The sequence below is a fragment of the Enterobacter cloacae complex sp. P2B genome (genome assembly GCF_014895985.1).
GTDB lineage: Bacteria > Pseudomonadota > Gammaproteobacteria > Enterobacterales > Enterobacteriaceae > Enterobacter > Enterobacter bugandensis.
Genome location: NZ_JADBQQ010000027.1, coordinates 45,358 through 57,946 on the forward strand (window position 1 = coordinate 45,358; position 12,589 = coordinate 57,946).

Below are 12,589 nucleotides of genomic sequence, written 5' to 3' on the forward strand. Positions count from 1 at the left end.
GACAGTCTTCCATATTTCCTCCATTTTTCCGCTGTGTTAGCTGACTAAACTAGTATCATTCCCCGAAGTATTCAGGATGAGAACGTATAACGATGAAAGGCAGTAACAAATCCCGCTGGGCAATCGCCGCTGGCATCATTGTGGTGGTCCTTGCCGCCGCCTGGTACTGGCACAGTCAATCTGCGAACTCCGCCGCTCCCGCTGGCGCCAGCAGCCAGGCCCAGCGCCCGGCTGGCGGCGGCCGTCACGGCATGCGCGGCGGCGCGCTGGCACCGGTTCAGGCGGCAACGGCGGTGAGCAAAGCCGTTCCGCGTTATCTGACGGGGCTCGGAACCATTACCGCCGCCAACACCGCCACGGTGCGCAGCCGCGTTGACGGTCAGCTCATCGCGATCCACTTCCAGGAAGGTCAGCAGGTCAAAGCGGGCGATCTGCTGGCGGAAATCGACCCGAGCCAGTTTAAAGTCGCTCTTGCTCAGGCGCAGGGGCAGCTCGCGAAAGACAAAGCCACCCTCGCCAACGCCCGTCGCGATCTGGCGCGCTACCAGCAGCTGGTGAAAACCAACCTCGTTTCTCGTCAGGAGCTGGACACCCAGCAGTCGCTGGTCAGCGAAACGCAGGGCACCATCAAAGCCGACGAGGCCGCCGTCGCCAGCGCGCAGCTGCAACTCGACTGGAGCCGCATCACCGCGCCGATTGACGGACGCGTGGGCCTGAAGCAGGTCGATATCGGTAACCAGATCTCGAGCGGCGACACCACGGGCATCGTGGTGATCACCCAGACCCACCCTATTGATTTAGTCTTTACCCTGCCGGAAAGCGATATCGCAACCGTCATGCAGGCGCAAAAAGCCGGCAAAGGCCTGGTGGTGGAAGCCTGGGACCGCACCAACAAGCAGAAGCTGAGCGAGGGTTCCCTGCTCAGTCTGGACAACCAGATCGATACCACCACCGGCACCATCAAGCTGAAGGCGCGCTTTAACAACCAGGACGATGCCCTCTTCCCGAACCAGTTCGTCAACGCGCGAATGCTGGTCGCTACCGAAGAGAACGCGGTAGTGATCCCCACCGCAGCGCTGCAGATGGGTAACGAAGGAAGCTTTGTCTGGGTGCTGAACAGCGACAATAAAGTGAGCAAGCATCTGGTGAAAACCGGGATTCAGGACAGCCAGACGGTGGTCATCAGCGCCGGGCTCTCCGTCGGCGACCGCGTGGTCACCGACGGCATCGACCGCCTCACCGAAGGCGCGAAAGTTGAGGTGGTTGAACCTGCAAAACAGGGAGCGACCTCCTGATGCAGGTTATGCCCCCGAGCTCTACAGGTGGGCCGTCACGCCTGTTTATCCTCCGCCCTGTCGCCACCACGCTGTTGATGGTGGCGATCCTGCTGGCCGGGATCATTGGCTACCGCTTCCTGCCCGTGTCGGCGCTGCCGGAGGTGGATTACCCAACGATTCAGGTTGTCACTCTCTATCCTGGCGCCAGCCCGGACGTGGTGACGTCCGCCATTACCGCCCCGCTGGAGCGCCAGTTTGGCCAGATGTCCGGATTAAAACAGATGTCCTCCCAGAGTTCCGGCGGGGCATCCGTCGTGACGCTGCAGTTCCAGCTAACGCTGTCGCTGGACGTCGCCGAGCAGGAAGTGCAGGCCGCCATCAACGCCGCCACCAACCTGCTGCCGTCGGACCTGCCTAACCCGCCGGTCTACAGCAAGGTGAACCCGGCGGATCCGCCGATCATGACGCTGGCCGTCACCTCCTCCGCCATGCCGATGACCCAGGTCGAAGACATGGTCGAAACCCGCGTGGCGCAGAAGATTTCTCAGGTCTCCGGCGTCGGCCTCGTCACGCTGGCGGGCGGCCAGCGCCCGGCCGTGCGCGTGAAGCTTAACGCACAGGCGATTGCCGCGCTGGGGCTGACCAGCGAAACCATCCGCACCGCCATCAGCAGTGCCAACGTCAACTCGGCGAAAGGCTCGCTTGACGGCCCGACCCGTGCGGTCACCCTCTCGGCAAACGACCAGATGCAGTCCGCCGACGAATACCGTCAGCTGATTGTGGCCTACCAGAACGGCGCGCCGATCCGCCTGGGCGACGTCGCCACCGTGGAACAAGGCGCGGAAAACAGCTGGCTCGGCGCGTGGGCGAACAAGCAGCAGGCGATCGTGATGAACGTGCAGCGCCAGCCGGGCGCCAACATCATCGAAACCGCCGACAGCATCCGCACCATGCTGCCGCAGCTGATTGAAAGCCTGCCGAAATCGGTCAGCGTAAAAGTCCTTTCCGACCGCACCACCAACATTCGCGCGTCGGTCACCGATACCCAGTTCGAGCTGATGCTGGCGATTGCGCTGGTGGTAATGATCATTTACCTGTTCCTGCGCAACGTTCCGGCAACCATTATCCCCGCCGTCGCCGTGCCGCTCTCGCTGGTCGGGACCTTTGCGGTGATGGTGTTCCTCGACTTTTCGATTAACAACCTGACGCTGATGGCGCTCACCATCGCCACCGGGTTCGTGGTGGATGACGCCATCGTCGTTATCGAGAACATCTCGCGCTATATCGAGAAAGGTGAAAAGCCGCTGGCCGCCGCGCTGAAGGGCGCAGGGGAAATCGGCTTTACCATTATCTCGTTGACCTTCTCCCTGATTGCGGTGCTGATCCCGCTACTGTTTATGGGCGACATCGTCGGGCGGCTGTTCCGCGAGTTTGCCGTGACGCTGGCGGTCGCCATTCTGATCTCTGCCGTGGTGTCGCTGACCCTGACGCCGATGATGTGCGCCCGCATGCTGAGCCACGAGTCTCTGCGCAAGCAAAACCGCTTCTCCCGCGCCTCCGAGCGGATGTTCGAGCAAATTATTGCCGCCTACGGTCGCGTGCTGGCGAAAGTGCTGAACCATCCGTGGGCAACGCTTGGCGTGGCGCTGGGCACGCTGGCGCTCAGCGTAATGCTGTGGATTTTTATTCCGAAAGGTTTCTTCCCCATCCAGGATAACGGCATTATTCAGGGCACGCTTCAGGCTCCGCAGTCGGTCTCCTTCGCGAACATGGCGCAGCGCCAGCAGCAGGTGTCTGAAATCATCATGAAAGACCCGGCGGTTGAGAGCCTGACGTCCTACGTGGGGGTGGATGGCACCAATCCGTCGCTCAACAGCGCGCGTCTGCAGATCAACCTCAAGCCGCTGGATGAGCGCGACGACCGCGTGAACGCCGTCATCGAGCGCCTGCAAAGCGCCGTGGCCCGCGTGCCGGGCGTTGAGCTTTACCTGCAGCCGATTCAGGATCTGACCATTGATACCCAGGTCAGCCGCACGCAGTATCAGTTCACGCTCCAGGCTACGTCGCTTGACGCCCTCAGCACCTGGGTGCCGCAGCTGGTTGAAAAACTTAACACCCTGCCGCAGCTCGCCGACGTCAGCAGCGACTGGCAGGACAAGGGGCTGGCGGCCTACGTCAACGTTAACCGCGACACCGCCAGCCGTCTGGGCATCACCATGTCGGACGTGGACAACGCCCTGTATAACGCCTTCGGTCAGCGCCTGATCTCCACCATCTACACCCAGGCGAACCAGTACCGCGTGGTGCTGGAGCACAACACCGAGCACACCCCCGGCCTGGCCGCGCTGGACTCGGTGCGCCTGACCAGCAAAGACGGCGGCATTGTGCCGCTGAGCGCCATCGCCACGGTGGAGGAGCGCTATACCCCGCTGTCGATTAACCACCTGGATCAGTTCCCGTCCACCACCATTTCCTTCAACGTGCCGGACGGTTACTCGCTGGGCGAGGCGGTGGAAGCCATCCAGGCTGCTGAAAAAGCGCTCAGCTTCCCGTCCGACATTCAGACCCAGTTCCAGGGCAGCACGCTGGCGTTCCAGGCCGCGCTGGGCAACACCGTCTGGCTGATCGTCGCGGCGGTCGTGGCGATGTACATCGTGCTTGGCGTGCTGTACGAAAGTTTTATCCACCCGATCACCATCCTCTCTACCCTGCCAACGGCGGGCGTGGGGGCGCTGCTGGCATTGATGCTGGCGGGCAGCGAGCTGGACGTTATTGCCATCATCGGCATCATCCTGCTTATCGGGATCGTGAAGAAAAACGCCATTATGATGATCGACTTTGCGCTGGCCGCCGAGCGCGAGCAGGGCATGTCGCCGCGCGATGCCATCTTCCAGGCCTGCCTGCTGCGTTTCCGCCCGATCCTGATGACCACGCTGGCCGCCCTGTTGGGGGCGCTGCCGCTGATGCTCAGCACCGGCGTCGGCGCGGAGCTGCGCCGCCCGCTGGGTATCGGTATGGTCGGGGGCCTGCTGGTGAGTCAGGTGCTGACGCTCTTCACCACGCCGGTGATCTATCTGCTGTTTGACCGCCTGGCGCTGTGGACCAAAAGCCGTTTCCCGAAACGTGAAGAGGAGGCGTAAGTGAAGTTTTTCGCCCTCTACATTTACCGTCCGGTGGCGACGATTTTACTCTCCGTCGCCATTACCCTGTGCGGCGTACTGGGCTTCCGGCTGCTGCCAGTTGCCCCCCTGCCGCAGGTGGATTTCCCGGTGATCATGGTCAGCGCCTCGCTGCCGGGTGCGTCACCGGAGACCATGGCCTCGTCCGTTGCCACGCCGCTGGAGCGTTCTCTTGGGCGGATTGCGGGGGTCAACGAGATGACCTCCAGCAGCTCGCTGGGCAGCACGCGCATCATTCTGGAGTTCAGCTTCGACCGGGATATTAACGGTGCCGCCCGTGACGTGCAGGCGGCCATCAACGCCGCGCAAAGCCTTCTGCCGAGCGGGATGCCGAGCCGTCCGACCTACCGCAAGGCCAATCCGTCCGACGCGCCAATCATGATCCTGACGCTGACCTCTGACACCTATTCTCAGGGGCAGCTCTACGACTTTGCGTCGACCCAGCTGGCGCAGACGATCTCACAAATCAACGGCGTGGGTGACGTGAGCGTTGGCGGCAGTTCTCTGCCCGCCGTGCGCGTGGGCCTGAACCCGCAGGCGCTGTTCAACCAGGGCGTGTCGCTGGACGACGTGCGCTCCGCCATCAGCAGCGCCAACGTGCGTAAACCGCAGGGGGCGATTGAGGACGGCAGCCACCGCTGGCAGATCCAGACCAACGACGAGCTAAAAACCGCCGCGGAATACCAGCCGCTGATTATTCACTACAACAACGGCGCGGCGGTACGCCTGAGCGACGTCGCCAGCGTCACCGACTCGGTGCAGGACGTGCGCAACGCCGGGATGACCAACGCTAAACCGGCCATCCTGCTGATGATCCGCAAGCTGCCGGAGGCGAACATTATTGAGACGGTGAACAGCATTCGCGCCCGCCTCCCGGAGCTACAGGAGACCATCCCGGCAGCAATCGATCTGCAGATTGCCCAGGATCGCTCCCCGACCATCCGCGCCTCGCTTGAAGAGGTGGAGCAAACGCTGATTATCTCCGTCGCGCTGGTGATCCTGGTGGTGTTCCTGTTCCTGCGCTCCGGCCGCGCGACGCTGATCCCGGCGGTGGCCGTGCCGGTGTCGCTGATTGGGACCTTTGCCGCCATGTACCTGTGTGGCTTTAGCCTTAACAACCTGTCGCTGATGGCCCTGACGATTGCAACGGGCTTCGTGGTGGATGACGCCATCGTGGTGCTGGAGAACATTTCCCGCCACCTTGAAGCGGGCGTGAAACCGCTGCAGGCCGCGCTGCAGGGCACGCGCGAGGTGGGCTTTACGGTACTTTCCATGAGCCTGTCGCTGGTGGCTGTATTCCTGCCACTGCTGCTGATGGGCGGGCTGCCGGGCAGGCTGCTGCGGGAGTTTGCCGTCACGCTCTCGGTCGCCATCGGGATTTCGCTGGTGATTTCCCTGACGCTGACGCCGATGATGTGCGGCTGGATGCTCAAGCGCAGCAAGCCTCACTCGCAGCCGCGTCGCAAAGGCTTTGGTCGTTTTCTGATGGCGATGCAGGAAGGCTACGGCAAATCGCTGAAGTGGGTGCTGAACCATACGCGGCTGGTCGGCCTGGTGCTGATCGCCACCATTGGGCTCAACGTCTGGATGTACATCACCATCCCTAAAACCTTCTTCCCGGAGCAGGACACCGGCGTGCTGATGGGCGGGATTCAGGCGGACCAGAGCATTTCATTCCAGGCAATGCGCGGCAAGCTGCAGGACTTTATGAAGATCATTCGTGAGGATCCGGCTGTAGACAACGTCACTGGCTTTACCGGCGGCTCCCGCGTTAACAGCGGGATGATGTTCATTACCCTTAAGCCGCGCGGCGAGCGCAACGAAACGGCGCAGCAGGTGATTGACCGCCTGCGGGTGAAGCTCGCCAAAGAGCCGGGCGCAAACCTGTTTTTGATGGCCGTTCAGGATATCCGCGTCGGCGGGCGGCAGGCGAACGCCAGCTACCAGTACACGTTGCTCTCGGATGATTTAGCCGCCCTGCGCGAGTGGGAGCCGAAGATCCGTAAGGCGCTGGCCGCCCTGCCGGAGCTGGCGGACGTGAACTCCGATCAGCAGGACAACGGCGCGGAGATGGCGCTCACCTATGACCGCGAAACCATGTCGCGGCTGGGCATCAACGTTGAAGCCGCCAACAGCCTGCTAAATAACGCCTTCGGCCAGCGCGAGATCTCCACCATCTATCAGCCGATGAACCAGTATAAGGTGGTGATGGAAGTTGACCCGCGCTACACCCAGGACATCAGCGCGCTGGACAAAATGTTTGTGATTAACAGCGACGGCAAGGCGATTCCGCTCTCGTACTTTGCCAGCTGGCGGCCAGCCAACGCGCCGCTGTCGGTGAACCATCAGGGGCTGTCGGCGGCGTCGACCATCTCCTTTAACCTGCCCGCCGGTTCGTCGCTTTCCGAGGCCAGCGACGCGATCAACCGCGCGATGACGCAGCTCGGCGTACCGTCCACCGTGCGCGGCAGCTTTGCCGGGACCGCGCAGGTGTTTCAGGAGACGATGAACTCACAGGTGATTTTGATTCTGGCGGCCATCGCCACGGTCTATATTGTGCTTGGCGTCCTGTATGAGAGCTACGTTCACCCACTGACCATCCTCTCGACGCTGCCGTCGGCGGGCGTGGGGGCGCTTCTTGCGCTGGAGCTGTTTGGCGCGCCATTCAGCCTGATCGCGCTTATCGGGATCATGCTGCTGATCGGCATCGTGAAAAAAAACGCCATCATGATGGTGGACTTTGCGCTGGACGCCCAGCGCAACGGCAACCTCTCGCCGGAAGAGGCCATTTTCCAGGCCTGCCTGCTGCGTTTTCGTCCGATCATGATGACCACCCTGGCGGCGCTGTTTGGCGCGCTGCCGCTGGTTATCTCGGGCGGCGACGGCTCAGAGCTGCGCCAGCCGCTGGGGATCACCATTGTCGGCGGCCTGGTGATGAGCCAGCTGCTGACGCTGTACACCACGCCGGTGGTCTATCTGTTCTTCGACCGCCTGCGGCTGCGCTTTTCGCGTAAAAACAGAGAAACGGTAAACGGGTAAATGACTGAGCTTCCCAGCAACGTTCGCTGGCAATTGTGGATAGTCGCCTTCGGCTTCTTTATGCAGTCGCTGGATACGACCATCGTCAACACCGCCCTCCCCTCCATGGCGAAAAGCCTGGGAGAGAGCCCGCTGCATATGCACATGGTGATTGTCTCCTACGTGCTGACGGTGGCCGTGATGCTGCCTGCCAGCGGCTGGCTGGCGGACAAAGTGGGCGTGCGGAATATCTTCTTTACCGCCATCGTGCTGTTTACCGCTGGCTCGCTGTTTTGCGCCCAGGCCAGCACCCTAGACCAACTGGTGACGGCGCGCGTGCTGCAGGGCGTCGGCGGGGCGATGATGGTGCCCGTCGGGCGGTTAACGGTGATGAAGATTGTGCCACGCGAGCAGTACATGGCGGCGATGACCTTCGTCACGCTGCCCGGCCAGGTAGGGCCGCTGCTGGGCCCGGCGCTGGGCGGGATGCTGGTGGAGTATGCCTCCTGGCACTGGATCTTCTTGATCAATCTGCCGGTGGGCATCATCGGCGCCATCGCCACCCTGACGCTGATGCCGAACTACAAAATGCAGACCCGACGCTTTGATTTCTTCGGCTTTATTCTGCTGGCGGCGGGCATGGCCACGCTCACCCTGGCGCTCGACGGGCAAAAGGGGCTGGGGATCTCCGCCCTGACGCTCGGGGTGCTGGTGGTTATCGGCATCACCGCCATTCTGTGGTATCTGTGGCATGCTCGCGGGAATGACCAGGCGCTGTTCAGCCTGAACTTATTTAAAAATCCCACCTACCGCCTTGGCCTGTTCGGCAGCTTCGCCGGACGTATCGGCAGCGGCATGCTGCCGTTTATGACGCCCGTGTTTCTGCAAATTGGCATGGGGTTTTCGCCGTTCCACGCGGGCCTGATGATGATCCCGATGGTGCTCGGCAGCATGGGGATGAAGCGCATCGTGGTGCAGGTGGTGAACCGCTTTGGCTACCGTCACGTGCTGGTGGCCGCCACGCTGGGGCTGTCGCTGGTCAGCCTGCTGTTTATGGCCGTGGCGCTGATGGGCTGGTACTACGTCCTGCCGCTGGTGCTGTTCTGCCAGGGGATTGTCAACTCCATGCGCTTCTCATCGATGAATACCCTGACGCTGAAAGACCTGCCGGACGATCTGGCGAGCAGCGGCAACAGCCTGCTGTCGATGATCATGCAGCTCTCCATGAGCGTCGGCGTGACCATCGCGGGTTTACTGCTCGGCATGTACGGCCAGCATCACCTCAGCGTCGACACGCCGGTGGCGCATCAGGTCTTTTTATATACCTATCTCAGCATGGCGGTCATTATCGCCCTGCCCGCTTTCATCTTCGCCAGAGTGCCGGATGATACCAGCAAGAACGTCGTGATTAGGCGCGGCAAAAGGAGTGGCTCATGAAATTCTGGCGTCCGGGTATTACCGGCAAGCTCTTCGTGGCGATCTTCGCCACCTGTATCGTCCTGCTGATCACTATGCACTGGGCGGTGCGGATCAGCTTTGAGCGCGGTTTTATTGATTACATCAAGCATGGCAATGAACAGCGTTTACAGGGCTTAAGCGATGCGCTGAGTGAACAGTACGCCCAGCACGGCAACTGGCGTTTTCTGCGCAACAATGACCGCTTTATTTTCCAGATCCTGCGCTCGCTGGAGCACGATGCCGGCGACGATCGGCCTGGCCCGGGGATGCCGCCGCACGGCTGGCGCACCCAGTTCTGGGTAATCGATCAAGATATGCGCACGCTGGTTGGGCCGCGCGCCCCGATACCGCCGGACGGCACCCGCCGGGCAATTAAGGTGAATAACGCGACCGTCGGCTGGGTTATCGCCTCACCGGTGGAGCGCCTGACGCGCAACACCGACATCAACTTTGACCGCCAGCAGCGCCGGACCAGCTGGCTGATCGTCGCTCTCTCCACCCTGCTCGCCGCGCTCGCCACCTTCCCGCTGGCGCGCGGTCTGCTCGCGCCGGTGAAACGGCTGGTGGAAGGCACGCACAAGCTGGCCGCCGGGGATTTCACCACCCGCGTCGACACCCGCAGCCAGGACGAACTGGGCAAGCTGGCGCAGGACTTTAACCAACTCGCCAGCACGCTGGAGAAAAACCAGCAGATGCGCCGCGACTTTATGGCCGATATTTCCCACGAGCTGCGTACCCCGCTGGCGGTGCTGCGCGGCGAGCTGGAAGCCATTCAGGACGGCGTGCGCCAGTTTACGCCCGAATCGGTGGCCTCCCTGCAGGCGGAGGTGGGCACGCTCACCAAGCTGGTGGACGATCTCCACCAGCTCTCCATGTCCGACGAAGGCGCACTGGCCTACCAGAAGGCGCCTGTCGATGTGATTAACGTACTGGAGGTGGCGAGCGGTGCCTTCCGCGAGCGCTTTGCCAGTCGCAACCTAAAAATCGACCTCTCCCTGCCGGACAGCGCGGTGGTGTTTGGCGACAAAGACCGGCTGATGCAGCTGTTCAACAACCTGCTGGAGAACAGCCTACGCTACACCGACAGCGGTGGCGGGCTGCATATCTCCGGCAGGCAGGACAACGGGCGCTTCGCCCTCACCTTCGCGGATTCCGCCCCCGGCGTGCAGGACGCACAGCTGGAAAAATTGTTCGAGCGCTTTTACCGCACCGAAGGCTCCCGCAACCGCGCCAGCGGCGGTTCCGGCCTGGGGCTGGCGATTTGCGTTAACATCGTCGAGGCGCATAATGGCACCATTCGCGCCGCCCATTCGCCTTTTGGCGGGGTTAGCATTACAGTAGAGTTACCTCTGGAACGGGATTTATCGAGAGAAGTATGACCGAGTTACCGATTGACGAAAACACGCCGCGCATTTTGATCGTCGAAGACGAACCCAAGCTGGGACAGCTGCTGATCGACTATTTACGCGCGGCCAGCTATGCCCCGTCACTGATCAGCCACGGCGACCAGGTGCTGCCGTACGTGCGCCAGACCCCGCCGGATCTTATCCTGCTGGATTTAATGCTGCCTGGCGTTGATGGCCTGACCCTGTGCCGGGAAATTCGTCGCTTCTCCGACGTGCCGATCGTCATGGTTACCGCCAAAATCGAAGAGATTGACCGTCTGCTGGGGCTCGAAATCGGCGCGGACGACTACATCTGCAAGCCCTACAGCCCGCGTGAGGTGGTGGCCCGCGTGAAAACCATTCTGCGCCGCTGCAGGCCGAAGCGCGAGCTTCAGATGCTGGACGCCGAAAGCCCGCTGATTGTGGATGAGAGCCGCTTCCAGGCGAGCTGGCGCAGCAAGCTGCTGGACCTCACCCCTGCGGAGTTCCGCCTGCTGAAAACCCTCTCCCACGAGCCGGGAAAAGTCTTCTCACGCGAACAGCTGCTGAACCACCTGTACGACGATTACCGCGTGGTGACCGATCGCACCATCGACAGCCACATCAAAAACCTGCGCCGCAAGCTGGAGGCGCTGGACGCCGAGCAGTCATTTATTCGCGCGGTGTACGGCGTGGGGTATCGCTGGGAAGCGGATGCGTGCAGGATTGCCTAGTTAGCCGCTGGTTAATCCAGGCCGGGTAAAGCGAAGCCGCCACCCGGCACAATAACTTTACCTCCCTGCCCCGCAGCGCTACAATGCCCGCCCTTAAAGTGGGGGATCTCCCCTTACCGCTGCACCTGGTGCATGCGGATCTGACCTGTCATCAGAACGAGAACAAACATGTTTAAACCGGAACTCCTTTCCCCGGCGGGAACGCTGCAAAATATGCGTTACGCTTTCGCCTATGGCGCCGACGCCGTGTATGCGGGCCAGCCGCGCTACTCGCTGCGCGTGCGTAATAACGAATTCAACCACGAGAACCTGCAGCTCGGCATCAACGAGGCGCATGCTCTGGGTAAAAAATTCTACGTGGTGGTCAACATCGCGCCGCACAACGCCAAGCTGAAAACGTTCATCCGCGACCTGAAGCCGGTGGTGGATATGGGGCCGGACGCGCTGATCATGTCGGACCCGGGTTTAATCATGCTGGTTCGGGAGAACTTCCCGGAAATGGATATTCACCTCTCCGTACAGGCTAACGCCGTCAACTGGGCGACGGTGAAATTCTGGAAGCAGATGGGGCTGACCCGCGTCATCCTGTCTCGCGAGCTTTCGCTGGAAGAGATCGAAGAGATCCGCACCCAGGTGCCGGATATGGAAATCGAAATCTTCGTTCACGGCGCGCTGTGCATGGCCTACTCCGGCCGCTGCCTGCTCTCCGGCTATATCAACAAGCGCGACCCGAACCAGGGTACCTGCACCAACGCCTGCCGCTGGGAATATAACGTCCAGGAAGGCAAAGAGGACGACATCGGCAACATCGTCCACAAGCACGAGCCTATTCCGGTGACCAACGTTGAGCCTACGCTGGGCATCGGCGCGCCAACCGACAGCGTGTTTATGATTGAAGAAGCCAAACGTCCGGGCGAGTACATGACCGCCTTTGAAGACGAGCACGGCACCTACATCATGAACTCGAAAGATCTGCGCGCCATCGCCCACGTTGAGCGCCTGACCCAGATGGGCGTGCACTCCCTGAAGATTGAAGGCCGCACCAAATCCTATTACTACTGCGCGCGTACCGCACAAGTGTACCGTAAAGCCATCGACGATGCGGCGGCCGGTAAACCGTTCGATACTAGCCTGCTGGAAACGCTGGAAGGCCTGGCGCACCGCGGCTATACCGAAGGCTTCCTGCGCCGCCATACCCACGACGACTACCAGAACTACGAGCACGGCTACTCCGTTTCCGAGCGCCAGCAGTTTGTCGGCGACTTCACCGGCGAGCGCAAAGGCGCGCTGGCGGCCGTGGCGGTGAAAAACAAGTTCACCAAAGGCGACAGCCTGGAGCTGATGACCCCGCAGGGCAACATGAACTTCACGCTGGAGCATCTGGAAAACGGCAAAGGCGAAGCGATTGAGGTTGCGCCGGGCGACGGGCATACCGTCTGGCTGCCGGTTCCGGAAGAGGTGGAGCTGAAGTTCGCGCTGCTGATGCGTAACTTCAACGGTGAAAGCACACGTAATCCACACGGCAAATAGTCATTCAGGGAAATTTTTTCGCGCTGGGA

7 protein-coding genes are annotated in these 12,589 nt (G+C 61.5%); all 7 read left to right on the forward strand.

The window, feature by feature from the left end:
* Positions 1 to 92 precede the first annotated feature (92 nt).
* The 7 genes from IM313_RS21715 to yegQ all read left to right on the forward strand — a co-directional run bounded on the left by IM313_RS21715 (position 93) and on the right by yegQ (position 12,560).
* On the forward strand, positions 93 to 1,295 hold the full coding sequence (locus IM313_RS21715; protein ID WP_126300512.1) for an MdtA/MuxA family multidrug efflux RND transporter periplasmic adaptor subunit: 1,203 nt from the start codon (positions 93 to 95) through the stop codon (positions 1,293 to 1,295).
* Positions 1,295 to 4,417, forward strand: coding sequence for an MdtB/MuxB family multidrug efflux RND transporter permease subunit (locus IM313_RS21720; RefSeq protein ID WP_049000319.1), 3,123 nt, complete (start codon positions 1,295 to 1,297; stop codon positions 4,415 to 4,417). Before IM313_RS21715 ends, IM313_RS21720 begins: the two co-directional genes overlap by 1 nt.
* A complete protein-coding gene (gene mdtC / locus IM313_RS21725; protein ID WP_192971305.1) occupies positions 4,418 to 7,495 on the forward strand; it encodes a multidrug efflux RND transporter permease subunit MdtC in 3,078 nt (1,025 codons plus the stop codon).
* Positions 7,496 to 8,911 (forward strand): MFS transporter, encoded by a 1,416-nt coding sequence (locus tag IM313_RS21730; RefSeq protein WP_192971304.1) that lies wholly within the window; start codon positions 7,496 to 7,498, stop codon positions 8,909 to 8,911.
* Positions 8,908 to 10,311, forward strand: a complete 1,404-nt coding sequence (baeS, locus tag IM313_RS21735) for a two-component system sensor histidine kinase BaeS (RefSeq protein ID WP_028013813.1) — start codon at positions 8,908 to 8,910, stop codon at positions 10,309 to 10,311. Before IM313_RS21730 ends, baeS begins: the two co-directional genes overlap by 4 nt.
* Entirely contained in the window at positions 10,308 to 11,030 is a 723-nt protein-coding gene (baeR, locus tag IM313_RS21740; RefSeq protein WP_047367938.1) for a two-component system response regulator BaeR, read from the forward strand. Before baeS ends, baeR begins: the two co-directional genes overlap by 4 nt.
* 168 nt (positions 11,031 to 11,198) lie before the next feature.
* Positions 11,199 to 12,560 (forward strand): tRNA 5-hydroxyuridine modification protein YegQ, encoded by a 1,362-nt coding sequence (gene yegQ, locus IM313_RS21745; protein WP_008500866.1) that lies wholly within the window; start codon positions 11,199 to 11,201, stop codon positions 12,558 to 12,560.
* Positions 12,561 to 12,589: the final 29 nt, after the last annotated feature.

What these genes read in the sequence shown, in the direction of transcription:
- IM313_RS21730 (WP_192971304.1), top strand. Translation starts at nt 7,496, where the DNA reads ATGACTGAGCTTCCCAGCAACGTTCGCTGGCAATTGTGGATAGTCGCC.
- yegQ (WP_008500866.1), top strand. Translation starts at nt 11,199, where the DNA reads ATGTTTAAACCGGAACTCCTTTCCCCGGCGGGAACGCTGCAAAATATG.
- IM313_RS21715 (WP_126300512.1), top strand. Translation starts at nt 93, where the DNA reads ATGAAAGGCAGTAACAAATCCCGCTGGGCAATCGCCGCTGGCATCATT.
- baeS (WP_028013813.1), top strand. Translation starts at nt 8,908, where the DNA reads ATGAAATTCTGGCGTCCGGGTATTACCGGCAAGCTCTTCGTGGCGATC.
- IM313_RS21720 (WP_049000319.1), top strand. Translation starts at nt 1,295, where the DNA reads ATGCAGGTTATGCCCCCGAGCTCTACAGGTGGGCCGTCACGCCTGTTT.
- baeR (WP_047367938.1), top strand. Translation starts at nt 10,308, where the DNA reads ATGACCGAGTTACCGATTGACGAAAACACGCCGCGCATTTTGATCGTC.